The sequence below is a fragment of the Shewanella denitrificans OS217 genome, assembly GCF_000013765.1.
GTDB lineage: Bacteria > Pseudomonadota > Gammaproteobacteria > Enterobacterales > Shewanellaceae > Shewanella > Shewanella denitrificans.
Genome location: NC_007954.1, coordinates 1172590 through 1191021, shown reverse-complemented (window position 1 = coordinate 1191021; position 18432 = coordinate 1172590). Strand labels below are relative to the sequence as shown.

The window sequence follows — 18432 nt, the reverse complement described above, 5'->3', positions numbered from 1 at the left end:
GATGAAAATAGCATTAGGTCCTATCAGCTACTGCTGGGAAAAAGACAAGGTTTACACTTTTTATGAGAAGGCGGCTCAAAGCCAAGTGCACAGCGTGTATTTAGGCGAAACTGTCTGCAGTAGGCGCCGTGAAGTAAAACTCGCAGACTATCTCGCTATAGCTCGGCAATTAAACGCAGCCGGTAAAGAGGTTATCCTATCCACCATGGCCTTGATTGAAGCCCAATCCGAAATTGGCGAGCTTAAGCGTTGCGTGGATAATGGCGAGTTTATTATCGAAGCCAACGACATGGCCGCGGTGCATTACGCCAGTGAGGCCAAATTGCCATTTATTTGTGGCCCGAGCATCAATAATTACAATCGTGCCAGCCTAGATATCTTGCACAAGCTGGGCATGGTGCGTTTTGTGATGCCCTATGAGCTTTCAAGAGACTGGCTCACAAAAGTGATAGAAACTCAGCCTGAGTTTGATATCGAAGTCATGGGCCATGGCTATATGCCGCTAGCTCATTCGGCACGCTGTTTTACCGCGAAGCACTTTGGCCTGAGGAAGGATAATTGCGACACCCTATGTAAGACTCACCCTAAAGGCATGTTAGCCCAAACCCAAGAAAACCAACCTCTGTTAAGGCTCAATGGCATACAGACTCAATCGGCCGCCTATGTAGATCTCATCAGTGAAATTCCTAACATGAAGGCCTTAGGCGTAAGCTACTTTAGGGTATCCCCCACGGCCCTTTCCAGCATAGAGCTTGCCGATGAGCTGTGCATTACATTAACCCAGCAACAAGTGCCCCAAAGCAAGCACAGCAGCGAAAGCTGTAACGGTTACTGGTTTGGTGAAGCAGGATTTAATCAGGTCTCACCTTAAGCACCATTAACAGCGCCACTCACAGCTTCATTTAGTCACTTCAGTTATTTTTAGCAACACACGGCCTCAGCCATTCCTTGCTGAGGCGATTTCACTTTCTTTATCTTATTTATGGCCGACTTTCGCATCTATCCCTTCAAATCATCATGTTATTAAATCACTAATACTGCATAGCTAAACAAAGGAGCAAACAGGCTGACAAGGCTTGATAGTGTTGGCTTTCCACTTCATTAGCGGGTAATCTTGCACTCTATTTTTATGCAGCCCTCATTTTGAGGCGAGTAAAATGCTAGGGTTAACAACCCCAACCTTGCATTTTTACAGTAGCCATATAGGTAACACGCCGTGGAAGTCCCAAAAAAACAACATACCCTAAAAACCATTATCAGCTTTATTTTGCCTTCGCTTATCGGCTTGCTGCTGTTTATGCTGCCCGTCAGTTATGATGATGCCATCACCATTCCTATTGCGGTATTAGCTAAATCATTGCAGGCCCTTTTAGCAGGCAAGCTCACCTTGATAGTGTCCTGCATCATAGTGTTTATGGCCTTAGCCACTGTGCTTGCCAAACTCATCAAACCCAAATTTATCAGCCAGAGTCCCTTTCTCACGACCTTATTGCTCATTCCAACACTTTGGGTCTTGATGCGCATTCTTGGTGCAGTTTTTGTCGTGATGACTTACCTGCAACTGGGCCCTGAGTTGATACATTCCTCCGCCACCGGCGCCTTGGTGTTAAACGATTTATTACCTGTGTTGTTTTCGGTATTTTTACTAGCTGGCATGTTATTGCCCCTGCTGGTGAACTTCGGTTTGCTGGAGTTTTTTGGCACCATGATGACTAAGATCATGCGCCCTGTGTTTAACCTTCCTGGACGCAGCGCCATAGATTGTATGGCGTCTTGGTTAGGCGATGGCAGCGTGGGCATTCTCATGACCAACAAACAGTATGAAACCCGTTTTTATACTCAGCGTGAAGCCGCTGTGATAGGTACCACCTTTTCGGCAGTGTCTATTACCTTCAGCCTAGTCGTCATCTCCCAAGTTAAGCTTGAGTACCTGTTTATTCCTTTTTACTTAACTGTTTGCTTAGCCGGTGTTGTGGCTGCCATTGTGGTGCCTAAACTGCCACCATTATCATGGAAAAAAGACCAATATATCGATGACACCCCGCGCCATGCCGATGATGAAATGATCCCAACTAACTACAATGTGGTTTCTTGGGGTTATGAGCAAGCATTAGCAAAGGCTCATAAGTCTGGTGGGATTAAACACTTTTTCGAAGAAGGTGTTAAAAATGCCATCGACATGATTTTTGGTATTATTCCGGCCGTAATGGCCATAGGCACCATAGCGCTAATATTGGCCGAGCATACTCCGCTGTTTAATTATTTAGGCATGCCGTTTGTACCTTTATTAGAGCTATTGCAAATTCCTGAAGCAGTGGAAGCATCAAAAACCATAGTGGTGGGCTTTGCCGATATGTTTCTGCCGTCAATTCTGGCAAGCTCAATCGAGTCCGATCTGACTCGCTTTGTGATTGCTGCGCTTTCAGTGACACAGCTTATTTATATGAGCGAAGTGGGCGCCTTACTGCTTGGCAGTAAAATCCCGGTAAATTTCTTCGATTTATTTGTGGTATTTATTTTACGTACCTTAGTCACCTTGCCTGTGATTGCTGGTGCCGCGCATCTGTTGCTCTAATCTCACTAAGTGACAAATAAAAGAGACCTTAGGGTCTCTTTTTTATATAAATATGTGCAAAAACAAAAATATAAACTAACCTCAAAGTAATCGTTTAATCGATATAACTGCTGGGCTTATAGTTGTGAAGTAAAATTGCAGCTTTCGCTCAAGGAGCCCCCCTTTACTAGCAAGGCTTAATGTTAAATATACCCAGTCGAGTAGATAACAAAAGAGCCTAGTTTAGGTTCGATAACAACAACCATTTATGCTTAATACTTGTGCAGCTAAACATAAATACCTTATGCTTAGTTAAATAGTGACCGCTTCGATAAAGGATCTGTTATGGATGAAAAACGACGCTTTTCCCGCTTCCTCTTTGCAACCAGTGCCCGCTTGTATCAAGGGGACAGTGTGTGGGAAACCAAGATCCTAGATCTGTGCCTAAATGGCGCATTAGTGGAAACCCCAACAGGCTTTCACCCAGACCAAGGCCCATTATCCTTGGTATTTTGTTTGCCCGACTCAGATATAGAGATCACCATGGAAGTGGGCATCATCTTAAAAGGCGCTGTTAAGCTCAGATTTGAATGCTTACACATAGACCTTGATAGCATCAGCCACCTCAAACGCATGGTGGAGTTGAACTTAGGCGATACTGAATTGCTACACAGGGAATTGGCGCTGTTTATCGATGAACATGAGCAGGCTCATGGCGTTTAGCTGTTCTAATACTATGCATTAATCCTGAATTGATACATGAAAAAAGGATCCGATTTAGGATCCTTTTTGTCATCAGCGCTTTTATCTCTGTTCCTTTACAACATGCTTTAAAGCACTTCTAAGGCTTGGGATAATTTACTCACTCCAATGACCTGCATGCCAGGCGGTGACTTCTTAGGGACATTGGCTTTAGGGACTATGGCGCGGGTAAACCCGTGTTTAGCCGCTTCAATGAGTCTTTCTTGTCCATTAGGCACTGGCCGTATTTCGCCAGATAAGCCCACCTCACCAAACACCACTAAATCACGGGGTAAAATCTCACCACGAAAACTTGATACCATGGCCAGCAATAAGGTTAAGTCGGCGCTCGTCTCAGAGACCTTAACCCCGCCGACCACGTTAACGAACACATCTTGATCGGACATCTGTAGCCCGCCGTGTCTGTGCATCACAGCCAGTAACATGGCGAGGCGATTAGCATCCATACCCACAGCCACTCGCCTTGGGTTCGCCATGGCCGAGCTGTCTACTAAAACCTGTAATTCCACCAGCAAGGGCCGGGTGCCTTCCCATACCACCATGACTAAAGAACCCGAGGCCGCCTCTTCGCCGCGAGACAGAAAAATCGCCGATGGATTGGCCACTTCTTTAAGGCCTCGCTCCGTCATGGCAAACACCCCAAGCTCATTGATGGCGCCAAAACGGTTTTTATGGGAGCGCAACGTGCGATAACGGCTATCACTATCCCCTTCAAACATCACAGAGCAGTCTATGCAGTGTTCCAACACTTTAGGGCCAGCTAGGCTACCGTCTTTGGTCACATGGCCCACCATGATGATGGCTATGCCTTGCTGTTTCGCAAAACGGGTTAAATAAGAAGCCGACTCACGCACCTGAGACACACTGCCAGGGGAAGATTGCACATCGCTCATGTGCATCACTTGAATGGAGTCTATCACTATAACTTTGGGCTTTTCTTGCAGGGCGATATCGCAAATAGCCTCAACACTGGTCTCAGATAGCATGTTCAAATTTGCCGTAGGCAATCCTAACCTGTGAGCCCGCATTGCGACTTGTTGCAACGACTCTTCTCCAGTGACATAAAGCGCAGGCATCACTTGAGCCAGTTGACACAAGGTTTGCAGCAATAAGGTACTTTTACCCGCCCCAGGATGGCCGCCAATCAAAATGGCGCTGCCAGGCACTATCCCGCCGCCTAGCACTCTATCCAGTTCGGCAAAGGAGCTGGCTATTCGTGGTTGTGCATTTAAATCAATTTTATCTAGGGTCTGCACTTTGGCAGTCCCACTCCCCGCCGCACCTGCGTAACCGGCAAACTGATGGGTACGGGTTGCACTTGTGCCTGTGCCTAAACGCACTTCGGTAATACAGTTCCAAGCTTGGCAAGTGTTGCACTGCCCTTGCCAGCGAGGGAAATCTTGGCCACATTCATTACACACATAGGCCGTCTTATTTTTAGCCATAATCTTTAACCAAATGAAAAACGAAAGACAGAAACACACTGCGGCTTGAGAAGAAAACCAGTATAATCAATACGCTTAATTTATACTTTAGGTATAAAATCAATAAAGCCCAGCAGTTTTTTGCCGATAAGATTAACAGCCAGACTCACAAGAAGCATTAAAAACGATAACATAATGAGTTTAGACAACCACAATGCTCTAATTGAGCAACTCAAGCCGCTGTTAATGGAACCTGATTTCCAGGAGATTTTTACCCAATTAACCGCCGATGAGTCCAATTCCACCCGCTTTCTGATTAAGATGGAGCTCAATCGGCTGGCAGGAATTTGCACGCGAATCATCGACATGCGTGGTAAGTCAGAACTCGAATGCCAAGAAATCTCCCTTGGTGGCGTGACTCACTTTCTCGATGAACCCGCTCAAAATGCTCTACTGCAAGCTTTGCCACTGTACCGCAACAAGTACACCTTAGGTGTGTATGAACATGTCATAAAAGCCCACAAAAAGTATTTGTATAAGCAGCAATTTTTGCAGTCAAAGGCACAGTCAGGCACGCAGGATGTGAATGAGTTTGTGGTACCCGCTGTGGTGCTTGGCAATTATTTCAGCCGCACCGAAGAGCGAATGAATTACAGCATCAAGGTGAGAATGCTGCAACAGGGGATCAGTGAATTTAGTGGTACCACCTTAGACCTGTCCGTCAGCGGCGCTCGTATTAAACTCGATGTCAACCAAGTCATTGACACTGACAGACCATTAATCGTTAAACTCAGCGCGCTGAATGAAGATGAGTACTTTGAAGAATTACAACTTGGTGTCGAATATAAAGTTGTAGATTTACAACACAATAGTAAAGACACCATCATCAGGCTCAAGCGACTAGGCAATGCTGAATCATTGGACAAACTCATCCATGAGCTTATTGACAGTTATAAATATCGCTACAAGTTAGATGTCAACGATGTGTTTGTTACAGCCACAGGCCTTGGATTTGAGCGTCATTATTTACCTTTATTTAAGCATTTGCCTCTGTATTTGACCTTAGAGCAACAGCAGTATCAAATCAGTCATGAGCTACTCAATGTGGGCAACGCTGAGATCCAAAGCTTCTTTAAGGATGAACACGCAAATTGCCAATTATCCGCCATGCTCACAGAGGTGCGACTCAGTAAAATAGTCAATCAAGCAGAAGATCCTAATCACAGATTATTCTTTTGTTTTACCCACAACGCAAATGGGCGAGTTCATTTCTATTCAGCCAGCCTTGCCGAGCTTATCCAAACCCAAACTCAAGCCTTGTTCTTTGGATTTGGAGCCAAAAAAGACAGCTGGCGAGTGTTTAAATTAAACCTGCATCAAATCGATCATCAGCAGCATTATAAAAGTTCAACCTTACAAGGTGATGACCCGCTTTACTCTGCCGATACCGAGCAAGAACTTAAGCAGATGACCCATGTACTGCAATTACAGGATGTCACTAATCCCAGTATTAAAGAGCATTATCAGGCTTGGGTTTATTACAATGATGTCAACGATCTCAAAGCCTTTGCCCAAGCTAAAGTAAAGAATAACAGTGTTAAACGCTTGTCTATGCCTTTTAGCGAACGTCGTCATGAAGCCAGGTACAGCTTTAAATCCAGCGTAGATATCAGCCAAGGGGATAAAAAAGCCAGCGGCATAAGTTGTGATATATCAAGCCGTGGTTTGCAAATCAAACTCGATGACAAAATTGACTTCACATGCCCTGCTGCTGTGCAGCTTAGTTTCCCTAAGTTACAAACCATTGCAGGCAATGTGCAGTTAGATCAGCTTAATTATCAGCTGGTTCAGACACGCTACCAAGGTACACATTTGCATTTAAGCGCCATACTCGGCCACACCCCCCATGTGGGTGTTGAGTTTATGAATAAGCTTATTGCCCAAAATAAGGGCAAGCTGACTCAATTATCAGAACCTAATGGGGCCCTTAAAGAGCTTTCGGATGGGATGAAAAATCTGTTAACTCGCCAATTTGCGGGCGTGCCTTTCTTTATTGAAAAAACCAGCAAATCGGCAAAAATAGCTTGCCTAGGCATAGGCACTAAAGTCGATGACATCAGTCACTTGTTTGCCGCTGGAACAGAGAATACCTTGCAGTATAACTTAGGTCCGTTGCTGGAAAACGGTCAATTTAAGCAACATTACCTTGAACCCTGCAAGAAAATGAAGCATCAACACAGATTGAATTTCTTCGAAGTCTTCATACAAGTGAAGCATCATGCCAGGGGCTCAATTAGCCTCACCACACGTCACCTCGACGAGTTAATCAGCAAGGAAGCCCAGCTGCAATTTATTCGTGGCGGGCAAAAAGCAGGAAAATTTACCGCCCTACGTATCTACATAGGTGCAGCAGAGAAAAGTGATTTATCTTATATACGCCGCGAGCTTGAATATATTACCTCTCAGGCTAAGCATAAAGCTCATCAGCTTGAGGAAAGACTTAATAGCATCATAGGGGTCGGTGAGCTACTGGATGTCACTCAAGAAGTCTTGTGTCGTTATCCTGAATTAACTATAGAACAGTAATTGCACCTCTTGAATAACTCCAAGAGGTGTTGTGACATTCTCCCCTGAACTCGGCTTAACTGAACTCAGCGTCTAAACCTAAGCCTCTTGATACCAGTGAGCAATTTGCGGGAAATGATCGTCCACCGCCTGCCCGTGAGTCAACATGTCCGCATGGCCATAATCGTATAAATAGCCGCTTTCCTTGGCAAGTAGAGTGTATTTAGGGGAATTCATGCCGCATTCGACCAACATGTCTTTCACATCACTGGGATTGCCAAGCACTTTATCCTTATGACCTGCAATAAACCAGGTCTTAGGCCACAGGGTTTTATTGGCGGCTTTAGCATAATCAAAACCGTCATCATGATCGACCCAATCTCCCCTCACCCAGTCGATGCTTTGCAATAACGAGGCGCGGCTTTCGTTATCCATCCCAAGCCCCAGTTTATCGGCGGCAAGATAGCCCTGAAAAAAACTCAGCGCGGGGGCGACACGATTCCAGAAGAGATCCACCATTAGCCACTTGCGAACCGAGCGAATTTTAATGGTGCGTTTAGTCCCAAAGGTCAGCAGGGAGGCCACACTTTGTTGTAAATCCCGATGGCGTACTAAGGCGCTGGCCATTAAGACCCCGCCCCAAGAGTGACCACACCAATGCACTTTATCCACTAAGGGGTGGCGAGAGAGAATATAATCATGGACTAAAGGCAATTGCTCACGAATAACCTCGCCTTGACCCAATTCAAAGCCTCTAGAAACTCTAGGTCCACTCAGGCCACGTCCGGCGGTATCCAGCACATACACATCAAAACCTGCCGCCGCCATAAAGCAACCTAGGCCTCGACCCGAGTCACTGTAAAACACCCGCCCATTGGACATGGCGCCATGGAGCATCAGAATAGGCGTATTATTAGTGTGCTGAGCTTTGGGGGCGATATGACGTAAATGCAGCTGCCCTCCTCGATAAGGAATAAACAGAGATTGCTGAGATATGGCTTTCGGGTTCACATTTGAGCTAGTCAAGATCGTCGCGTCATCTAAATAAACATAAGGCTAAACTAATCTCGGCGAAGGATAAACACAAGCATTTAGAGTAAAAAACCTAAGCAAACGTTTAACTTAACCTAAATGCGGTTTTAATCCATTTAAAAAATAGCGTTTGAAATAACAAGGTTTGAATCACTCAAGCTGTAATGGCTCAAGCTGTAATAACTAGGCTTGTAACAGCTAAGCTTGTAACAATTATGCTTGCAACAAAAAGACCAGCGCCCTCAAGTCTAATTGGCTCACCGCCGCATCAGCAGCGTTAATCAATTTTTCCTTGCCGTGAAAGGCAATGCCAAAGTCAGCCGCTTGTATCATGGGAATATCGTTGGCACCGTCACCAATGGCCAAGTTTTGACCCGCTGGAATATGCCACTTGTGGGCGCATTCACTCAATACCTTAGCCTTAAATTCAGCATCAACCACAGTACCTATAACCTCCCCTTGCAGCACGCCGTTTACTATCACCAATTGATTAGCGTAAGCGGCGTCAAGCGCCAGCTTATCTTTGAGATATTCAACAAAATGGCTAAAGCCTCCTGAGGCCAGCACTAAGTGCCAGCCATGAGACTTAAGCTCGGCTATCATGACCTCAAGACCTGGCATTAGCGGCAAGTTAATGCACAAATCGTCTATGATGCTCGCTGGTGCCCCCTTAAGTTTAGCCACCCGCTGGCGTAAACTTTGTTCAAAATCCAGCTCACCTTGCATGGCAAGTTCGGTGACCGCAGCCACCTCTTCACCCACCCCTGCCAATGCCGCAAGTTCATCGATACATTCTATTTCAATGGCCGTTGAGTCCATGTCCATCACCAATAACCCTGGGGTGGTTAAACGCGGTAACGGCTGCTGTATTTCTATCAGCTCGCCCCCCCTCAGCGATGGAAATTGCCTAATTTCAGCGCCTAGGCTATGCTTGGCCGCTATTTCAAGGCCAACTAGGCTGTTTTCACGAGACAATATGCAGATAGCAAAGGGAGCGGACAGCTTACTAAGCCAGTGTTTAATCTGAGTTTGAACCTCTCGCTCAAAAAGAACTCGAATACGTATTGGGAAGGCCGCGGCGATTTCAGTTAGGTAGGCGCTCTCTTGATATTGGTACACCTTGGCCCCATCATTGAGATGAGTTTCGCTGGATTTATCGTCAGGGTTACTATAGGTATCCGCCGCTGCGCTATCCAGCATAACGACAGAGACATCATCTCCTAGAAACCAAGTTAAAGGCTGAACGACTGCGGTTTCCATGGATTATATTTCCCGTATTGATGCTACAAATGTGATGAATTAAAATGACTAAAGCGCTATAGCTGCTTGATAGTTAAATAAAACAACTATCAGTCTTTTTCAATTCGATTAGTATGAATTAAACAGAAAAATGAGAAAACATTAAAGTGATTTTTGCTAAAGGCCTTAAAAAAAGGCACAAGATGACCAGACTCATTCAAGTATGCGTTGCCGTCGGACTGATTTTCGGCCTAGTGCACCTGTGGCAATCTAGCCTAATCAATGGCAACCAATTGCTAAACTCGCAAACTAAAGTCATGGCAAGACTACTGGCCCAACAAGCCGCCAATGGTGCGGCGCCGGCCATGTATCTGAAAAATACTCAGCAGATTGAGTGGCTCGCCAATACCTTAGTGACAGATCCTAAGATAATGTCAGTCAATATCTATGACTCTAGCGGTAACCGCCTTGCCTTCGCCCAGAGCGTCAGCAGCGAAAAGCTAGATCCTGACTCAAAAGAGCTTGAGGAATTGCTCAAGCCTTATGCCCCTCTCATAGAAAACGTCACCCAAGGGGACAATAATCTTGGTTATGTGGAGGTCAGATTAAATCCTAACATTTTCTTCGACGAGATAAAGATACTTCATGAAGAAAATATGCAATTACAACAGATTATGTTAATTGTCGCAGGGATCATCGGCCTGCTGCTGTCAAAGTCCATGTCATTTAAACGCGCCGAATTCGACCGCCTCAATGCCATCAAGCCCAGAGTGAAGAAACCCAGGAAAAGCTTGAAATAACGGGGATAAAGTGATGCTTAGCATTCATTAACCTAAAAATCATGTCTGCCGAGTACAACTCGTCTCTACGGCCCATACATGCTTGCCATGGAATATAAGCTCGTTTCAAAGCGAGCCTATTTTATCTTTACGCTAATACCAATGGTATTATTTAGCGATGCATTTTTGCCTCCTACTCTCAGCTTTTCCCCCTAAAAACTCAATGAACACAAATAGCTGAATTTTATTGGCTTTACAATTTTGACAGCGCTGTCTTTCACTGCTAGTTTTATTAAACTGCCTGCCAATGTCACATACCTGTAACATTGAAGGCCAAAGACAAGCTTAATCCAGTTTAGCAAACTCATTGACAAATCAGGCTGTGTCTTTCCCATGTTAATCAATGGATTTTTGAAGTTAGATAACCAAAGGAGTGTATTAAAGTGGCAAATTCTACCGTTTCCCCCCATGTGTCTAAATTGAACATTGTGGTTGCATCCCTGCTCGCGGGGCATGCTTTTGTGAGTACTTCGGTTGAGGCACATGGTTATGTGCTGTCGCCAGAATCACGCTCATACGCTTGTAAAACGGGCAGCAATACTAACTGTGGTGCGGTTCAATGGGAGCCACAAAGCGTTGAAGGACCTTCAGGCTTCCCTGAATATGGCCCTGCCGATGGTCAGTTAGCGAGCGCAGCTAATGGGGCGTTTTCCCCTCTAGATATTCAGAGTCCCAGCCGTTGGTCAAAGACAGATATGACAGCAGGGTGGAATAAATTGACTTGGCAGTTTACCGCGAACCATGTCACCCGCAACTGGCGTTATTATTTAACCCGCCAAGACTGGGATCAACACCAAGCTTTGAGCCGCGCAAGTTTCGACTTAGCCCCTTTTTGTGTGGTCGACGGTGGTATGGTGCAACCCGCTAAATTAGTGACCCATGACTGTTATGTCCCTGAAGGTCGCGGTGGTTACCATGTCATTCTAGCCCTGTGGGAAGTAGGCGATACCAGCAATAGTTTCTACAATGCTATCGACGTTAACTTAGGCTCCGATCCCGCGGAGCCCCAAGAATGGCGAGATGTTGGCGATATTAATCCATCGCTGGATCTTAAGCCTGGTGACAAGGTCATGACCCGGGTGTTTGATGCTCATGGTGAGCAAACGGCTAAACAAACCTTAATCACCATTAGTGACGCGACTCAAGGCAATAAACAAAATTGGCCCTTCCTGCTCGCTAGCGCCATTAATTCTCAGCAAGTACAGCTTAGCGCCGGACAAAAAAATACCGCTGGCGACATAGTGCCTGTTTACGGCAAAAATGATATTTTTACCTTGATAGACTCAGACATAGAAACCGTTGAAATAGGCTTTCAACTGGCCCCTGCACCGGATAATCAACTAGAAGTAAGCTCCCTTACCCAAGATGTTCAAATTATCGATGCTAAGGCTCAAGTCCGTTTCGATGTGACCACCAATACAGAGATGCAAGTGTCTGGTTATTTATTCAGCCATGATGGCACCGCTGCGGGCTTTGTTGAACAGGCGGTGAATAATACTAGTGCAAGTTTCCTACTGGATGTCATTAATCCCAAGGTTGGCCATTATCATTTACAGGTGAAAGGTGAGCCTCGACAAGGGGATATTATTCAGCAAAATTTCGATGTATTCCTAAAGGATAAACAACCAGAACCCGAGGCTGACTTTGTGTTTCCGCAAGGATTACAAGACTATGTGGCTGGTACCACAGTATTGCAACCCAAGACGGGGAAAATCTATCAATGCAAACCTTTCCCCTACAGCGGCTATTGCAGGCAATGGACAACCGCGGCAACAGCATTTGAGCCAGGGGTCGGCACCTCTTGGACAATGGCCTGGACTGAGTTGTAATAAAGGCTGCCTATGCCCCACGGTTGCACCGAAACCTAAGTGGCTCTCGGTGCAACTAGCATTAAATACCTTGTAATACCAATCGTATTAATTATCTGGTCATTCAGCGGGAATTCAAAGGGGATTAATCAAGGCACAGGCTTGAAGGCATAGTGGTGCTATGTCAAAAGTCTTCAACGCAGAGAAATCCCCTTTGAAACCCGCCCCTTGGGAGCGTCTCAAGCGTTCCTCTTCATCGTTGCATTAATTTGAAAGGGTATAACCCTTACTGCATTAATGCGCCTTGAATTGAAAAGCTTGAGGCGCTCTGATAGATCACATAATTAATGTGATTGGTATAACAACTTTACTCTAATGATTTAACCATCTTAGGCTAGGATACCCCCTGTGTCAGGATAGCTGGCAGCCCCTCAATGTGTCACTGAAACTCCTGTATACAGGTTTACCATGATCATTATTTAGATGTTCTGTTTCACAAAGTTAAGAATATCATTATGAATTTTCAAGTTGGTTTCATGTCCAATACTTTTATATGTATGAAAAACGACATTCACATTACTTTTTATATAGATGTCCTGGCATTTAATCCAACGTTCAGGCTGCATTTGATGACCTAACACCGAATGAATCGTTTTCCTCTCGCTATCTGAATACGCATCATCATATTCAACGGCATCATTAGTGTCATTCTTACCCATAAATAAAAATTGAGGCAAAGATACCCACGCTGATTTATCAAAGGGCTTACCGACAATTTGTTTGAAATCATTAATGCCAATTGGATAATCTAATTTTTCTTCGTCAATCTTCTCTAATGGCAACATTAATATTCCATTTACCCCCCCCGCAACAACTAACTGGAGACTAGAGGGATGCAACATTGAAAACCGGTTAGCTAAACTTCCTGAGGCAGAAAAACCCGTCAAAATCACTTTAGACTCAATATTTACAGCGTGTTTATTAAGTTCTATTTTTGCTTGTTCGATCATTGCGAGTAATTGAAGATCAAGTCTTTTTAGATTACCCGACCCAATTAATAAAGTGTCGCGGTCTAATGCATGCGTATAGGTTTCCCAGATAGTTTCAGGGCGTGGGAATATTGGAATTAGAATTGGGAATTGTAGTTTTTCTGCAATCCACGGTCCTATAGCATTCCCGATAATTGCATTTTTAGCTTTTTGATAATGGACCTCGAAATCATCAGAAGCCATACCAGAATTGTTCGTTTCGACCACTAAATACTTAACGCTTTGATTGACGCTATCGTCTGGTATTTTTAACAGGAATGGAAACTCAAATCCCTGACTAGGTTGAGCTTTAATTTCAATCACAGTCCCTGCAAAGCAAAAATCGATCATCAGTATAGAAAGTGAAATCACAACTACCTTTATTGTATTTATGAGTAACAAAATGAATCCTCCTTGAGTACATCTAACACTTTAGTATTTCTTCGCGGCGCAGTTTGTGAGGTATTAATAAACTTCAACTAATCTACTCTTTAATTCAACACCACTACCGTTCTAATTTTAGAATTAACGCCCCATCCATATTATCACAGCCAATAAAAAACGGACTCCATTGAGTCCGTTTTAATGCGCTGTCTATGCTGTGAGTTATAAGGTTACGGCATAAACTGACGACAGCTAATTACAGCGTGATAGCCGCATCCAATGTCATGATGATCATGTCATTAAATGTGGTTTGACGCTCATCTGAAGTGGTTTTTTCGCCAGTACGTATGTGATCAGAGACTGTCACAACACATAGGGCTTTAGCACCGAGTTCATGAGCTACGCCATAAAGACCAGCGGCTTCCATCTCGACGCCTAACACACCCATTTTTTCCATTACATCAAACATCTGTGGATCTGGCGTGTAAAAAAGATCTGCAGAGAAGACGTTACCCACACGGATTTGTGTGCCGTGCTCTTTGGCGGAATCTACCACAGCGCTTAATAGGCTGTAATCTGCAATGGCAGCAAAATCATGATCTTTGAAACGTAAACGGTTCACTTTAGAGTCAGTACAAGCCCCCATGGCGATGATCACGTCACGGACTTTAACGTCAGTGCTGATAGCGCCACAAGTACCCACACGAATAAGGTTTTTAACGCCATATTCTTTAATCAATTCATAAGCATAGATAGAGGCTGAAGGGATACCCATGCCGCTACCCATAACCGAAATGCGCTTACCTTTATAGGTACCAGTGAAACCTAACATGTTACGTACGTCAGTCACTTGCTCTACGTTTTCTAAGAACGTCTCAGCAATGTATTTTGCGCGTAATGGATCGCCAGGAAACAACATTGTTTCTGCAAAAGCGCCTGGTACTGCGTTAATGTGTGGTGTAGCCATGAGAAAAACCCCTTTTTCTATTTATTTTATGCTCATCAATAGATTACATGAGCACTGTATCAATATATTGGTATCGAATTTAACATTACTGAATAAATGATTCGCCGTATTCCATCGGTTCCAGCTCAAAATAGCTGGCGATAGACTGCCCCATATCGGCAAAGCTGTTACGCAGCCCCAGTGAGCCTGCCGCAAGGCCTGCGCCTAATGCTAAGACCGGCACTCGCTCGCGGGTGTGGTCACTACCAGGCCAAGTGGGATCGCAGCCGTGATCGGCAGTCAGTAGCAATAAATCATCTTGCTCCAACAAGGCCAACAGCTCAGGCAAGCGTTCATCAAAATACTCCAATGCTTTAGCATAGCCTGCCACATCGCGGCGATGGCCATAATGTGAATCAAAATCAACGAAATTAGTAAATACTATGGTTCTGTCACCGGCTTGCTTGATTTGCTCAAGCGTGGCATCAAATAATGCCTCTAAGCCACTGGCTTTGACTTTTTTGGTGATACCGCAGTGAGCATAGATGTCGGCAATCTTGCCGACGCTGACCACTTCACCGCCAGCGTCCTTAAGCTTATCCAGCACTGTCTTCGAAGGTGGCTCGACGGCGTAATCACGACGATTTCCTGTACGAGAAAAATCACTTGGGCCTGTGCCAATAAATGGACGGGCGATAACCCGACCTATGTTGTAAGGGCCTAGCTCTTCACGGGCAATTTCACACAGGCGTAATAGGTTATCTAAACCAAAGCTTTCTTCGTGGCAGGCGACCTGAAACACAGAATCTGCCGAGGTATAGAATATCGGCATGCCAGAACGCATGTGCTCTTCACCTAACTGCTCAAGAATTGTAGTGCCTGAAGCATGACAATTGCCTAAGAAACCGCTAAGGCCTGCGCGAGCTAAAATTTTATCGGTCAATTCTTTTGGGAAGGAGTCTTGCAAATCATTGAAATAACCCCAGTCATAGAGCACGGGAACACCGGCCATTTCCCAGTGACCGCTTGGGGTATCTTTACCTGTGCTCAACTCATCGGCGTAACCATAAGCGCCAACCACTTCAACATCTTGGCTAAAACCAGGAGCAAACTGCCCTGTGCTCTCAAAACCCGCATGGCCTAAGCCAAGTTTGGCTAAGTTAGGCAATTTTAGGCTACCATCACGGCCAATATTAGCCTTGCCTTCGGCGCAGGCCTTGGCAATGTTGCCAAAGGTGTCAGCGCCGATATCGCCGAACTTGTCGGCATCGCTGGCGGCACCTATGCCAAAAGAATCCAGCATTAAAATAAATGTACGTTTCATGTCTTGCTCCGTTATAAGTCTGCTGCACGGATGTAGCGATAAATCTCTGGCATTTTTTCAGGCATAGAAGATTGAATTTTTATCGCATTTTTAACTGCTAGTTCCGCTTCGAGGAAATCATCTTCCGTCTGTGCATGGATCATGGCAATCGGCTTATCCGTAGAAATTTGCTCTCCAAGGGCGCACACTTGGGTCAAACCTACGCTGTAATCTAATTTGTCGCCTGGCTTACGACGCCCGCCCCCTAAGGTCACAACCGCTAATCCAAGCTCGCGGGTATCCATGCTGTGGGCATAGCCTTGTGCATCGCTGAACACAGGGCGAATGATCTTAGCTTGAGGCAAATACTTATCATAGGCCTCAATAAAGTCAGTCGGTCCGCCAAGGCCTGCAATCATTTTCCCAAAGACTTCGGCCGCTTTGCCATTATCGAGTACTGTATTAAGTTTAGTACGGGCCTCAATCTCATTTTGCGCGATACCCCCCAAAACTAGCATTTCAGCACATAAGCCCATGGTGACTTCATAGAGTCTGGGATTGCGATACTCGCCGGTTAAGAAGTTAATCGCTTCGACGACTTCAACGGCATTACCCGCGCAAGATGCAAGCACCTGGTTCATGTCTGTTAGCAAAGCTGTAGTCTTAGTACCCGCACCATTAGCCACTGCCGCAATACTGCGAGCTAGCTCTTCCGATGCGGCGTAGCTTGGCATAAAAGCGCCGCTACCCACTTTGACATCCATTACCAGCGCATCTAAACCCGCCGCTAATTTCTTCGACAAAATAGAGGCGGTGATCAATGAGATTGACTCAACCGTCGCGGTATTATCTCGAATCGAATAAAAGCGCTTATCCGCTGGAACTAAGTCTCCAGTTTGACCAATAATGGCGACGCCTGCTTCTTTAACCACTTTTCTAAACAGTTCGCTCGATGGCTCAGTTTGATAACCAAGAATGGCATCAAATTTATCTAAGGTGCCCCCTGTGTGACCTAAGCCGCGCCCCGAAATCATAGGAACGTACCCGCCACATGCCGCCGCCATAGGGCCAAGCATTAGGCTGATGACATCACCGACCCCGCCAGTACTGTGTTTATCGATAACAGGGCCATTAAGGCCTAAGCTGTCCCAGTTAAGTACTGTGCCTGAGTCTCGCATGCCTATGGTTAACGCGATGCGCTCGTCCATATTCATGTCATTAAAGTAAACCGCCATTCCAAAAGCGGCGATTTGCCCTTCTGAAACTGAATTTGTAGTAATGCCATTCACGAAGAACTGAATTTCTGCAGCCGTTAACGCTTGGCCATTACGTTTTTTACGAATTATCTCTTGAGCTAAAAACATACTTCCGCCCCTTGGATGACAATTCGGGCATACAGAATTGCCAACATGACTGTGGCGCACCCATGACCTTTGGGTCATAGGCACTGTAAAAAGTAGGATCTATTCAAACTAATCGAAATTAAATTAGTAACCTTGGTTTGGTTTGGCAGCTTCTGCTAATTCTAAGGTATGCAATAGGCTGTTAAGTAAGCTCGAAGCGCCAAAACGGAAGGTGCTTGGTGTCGCCCAATCGGCGCCTAAAATACGTTCGGCAAGGGCTAAGAACTCAGCCGTTTGCGCCGCATCACGTACGCCGCCAGCAGGCTTAAAACCAACCTTAGTGTTTTTCTCTTTGATGACAGTCAGCATGATTTCAGCGGCTTCTAAGGTCGCGTTTACTGGCACTTTACCGGTAGAAGTCTTGATAAAATCGGCGCCAGCATCGATGGCAAGTTCAGAAGCCTTGCGAATAAGCGCAGGATTTTTAAGCTCGCCAGATTCGATAATCACTTTTAATATGGCTTCATCGCCACAGGCTTCTTTACAAGCTTTGACTAGCTCAAAACCTGTGGTTTCATCACCATCCATCAAGGCGCGATAAGGAAACACCACATCAACTTCATCGGCGCCATAGGCAACGGCAGCACGAGTCTCTAACACGGCAATAGCAATATCGTCATTGCCATGAGGGAAGTTAGTCACAGTCGCAATCTTGATGTCTTCGGCGTCAAGCTCGTTTAGGGTCTTGCGCGCAATAGGGATAAAACGAGGGTAGATACAAATAGCGGCAGTGTGTCCCGCAGCGGTGACGGCCTTGTGGCATAAATCGATGACCTTTTGATCTGTGTCATCATCATTTAACGTCGTTAAGTCCATTAACTGAATGCCAAGTTGGGCTGCTTTTTTTAAATCACTCATCATTGCTCTCCAAAACGAAAATATAAGAAATAAAAAATTAACTGTAGGCAAAGGCAATGAACAGTCTTACTGTGATTATTGTTTGGCCGGGCCTTCAGCATTGTCAGCCATACCCATTCAGGTACCACTAACGTAAGTATTCAACCTTGATAACGAGTACCACGACGTGAATCCTTGAAGACCGGAAGAAGATTGGCAAAGCGTGTTGGCAACCTTTTCCGCGAAAATTCCTTTTTAGCGCGCAAAAATTTAATAACTAACCAAGTATCTCTTGGTTTTAACTCTTA

At 45.2% G+C, this 18432-nt stretch carries 14 protein-coding genes; 6 read left to right on the top strand and 8 right to left on the bottom strand.

Annotation, left to right across the window (positions count from 1 at the left end; translation table 11 throughout):
- Position 1 precedes the first annotated feature (1 nt).
- From SDEN_RS05400 to SDEN_RS05390, 3 genes are all read left to right on the top strand, one after another.
- Complete coding sequence (locus tag SDEN_RS05400) at positions 2-871, top strand: U32 family peptidase (protein WP_011495490.1); 870 nt, start codon at positions 2-4, stop codon at positions 869-871.
- A gap of 345 nt (positions 872-1216) precedes the next feature.
- Positions 1217-2575 carry a YjiH family protein gene (locus SDEN_RS05395; RefSeq protein ID WP_011495489.1) on the top strand — a complete coding sequence of 453 codons (1359 nt, stop codon included), beginning with the start codon at positions 1217-1219 and terminating at the stop codon, positions 2573-2575.
- 324 nt (positions 2576-2899) lie between these two features.
- Positions 2900-3277 (top strand): PilZ domain-containing protein, encoded by a 378-nt coding sequence (locus SDEN_RS05390; RefSeq protein ID WP_011495488.1) that lies wholly within the window; start codon positions 2900-2902, stop codon positions 3275-3277.
- 107 nt (positions 3278-3384) lie between these two features.
- Here the strand turns inward: SDEN_RS05390 and radA are convergent, their stop codons facing one another.
- On the bottom strand, positions 3385-4761 hold the full coding sequence (radA, locus tag SDEN_RS05385; RefSeq protein WP_011495487.1) for a DNA repair protein RadA: 1377 nt from the start codon (positions 4759-4761) through the stop codon (positions 3385-3387).
- A gap of 174 nt (positions 4762-4935) precedes the next feature.
- Between radA and SDEN_RS05380 the strand changes: the two genes are divergently transcribed.
- A complete protein-coding gene (locus SDEN_RS05380; RefSeq protein WP_011495486.1) occupies positions 4936-7326 on the top strand; it encodes a PilZ domain-containing protein in 2391 nt (796 codons plus the stop codon).
- Positions 7327-7404: 78 nt separating this feature from the next.
- Here SDEN_RS05380 and SDEN_RS05375 read toward each other — a convergent pair whose 3' ends face one another.
- Positions 7405-8316, bottom strand: coding sequence for an alpha/beta fold hydrolase (locus SDEN_RS05375; protein ID WP_011495485.1), 912 nt, complete (start codon positions 8314-8316; stop codon positions 7405-7407).
- Positions 8317-8550: 234 nt separating this feature from the next.
- Positions 8551-9597 carry a phosphoserine phosphatase SerB gene (gene serB / locus SDEN_RS05370; RefSeq protein ID WP_011495484.1) on the bottom strand — a complete coding sequence of 349 codons (1047 nt, stop codon included), beginning with the start codon at positions 9595-9597 and terminating at the stop codon, positions 8551-8553.
- A gap of 146 nt (positions 9598-9743) precedes the next feature.
- Here serB and SDEN_RS05365 point away from each other — a divergent pair, with 146 nt between their 5' ends.
- Complete coding sequence (locus SDEN_RS05365; protein WP_083759639.1) at positions 9744-10376, top strand: AhpA/YtjB family protein; 633 nt, start codon at positions 9744-9746, stop codon at positions 10374-10376.
- A gap of 422 nt (positions 10377-10798) precedes the next feature.
- Entirely contained in the window at positions 10799-12244 is a 1446-nt protein-coding gene (gene gbpA / locus SDEN_RS05360; protein ID WP_011495482.1) for an N-acetylglucosamine-binding protein GbpA, read from the top strand.
- Positions 12245-12702: 458 nt separating this feature from the next.
- On the opposite strand, the gene SDEN_RS05355 is transcribed toward gbpA, so the two are convergent.
- The 5 genes from SDEN_RS05355 to deoC form a co-directional block, all read right to left on the bottom strand.
- Positions 12703-13653 carry a hypothetical protein gene (locus SDEN_RS05355; protein ID WP_232279930.1) on the bottom strand — a complete coding sequence of 317 codons (951 nt, stop codon included), beginning with the start codon at positions 13651-13653 and terminating at the stop codon, positions 12703-12705.
- A 238-nt stretch (positions 13654-13891) separates the two neighbouring features.
- Positions 13892-14602, bottom strand: coding sequence for a purine-nucleoside phosphorylase (deoD, locus tag SDEN_RS05350; RefSeq protein ID WP_011495480.1), 711 nt, complete (start codon positions 14600-14602; stop codon positions 13892-13894).
- A gap of 85 nt (positions 14603-14687) precedes the next feature.
- The gene (locus SDEN_RS05345; protein ID WP_011495479.1) at positions 14688-15905 is read right to left on the bottom strand and encodes a phosphopentomutase; all 1218 of its coding nucleotides are present in this window, start codon (positions 15903-15905) and stop codon (positions 14688-14690) included.
- A gap of 11 nt (positions 15906-15916) precedes the next feature.
- Positions 15917-17248, bottom strand: a complete 1332-nt coding sequence (gene deoA, locus SDEN_RS05340; RefSeq protein ID WP_011495478.1) for a thymidine phosphorylase — start codon at positions 17246-17248, stop codon at positions 15917-15919.
- 123 nt (positions 17249-17371) lie between these two features.
- Positions 17372-18145: a deoxyribose-phosphate aldolase gene (gene deoC, locus SDEN_RS05335; RefSeq protein WP_041405686.1), complete on the bottom strand. Its 774-nt coding sequence runs from the start codon at positions 18143-18145 to the stop codon at positions 17372-17374.
- Positions 18146-18432: the final 287 nt, after the last annotated feature.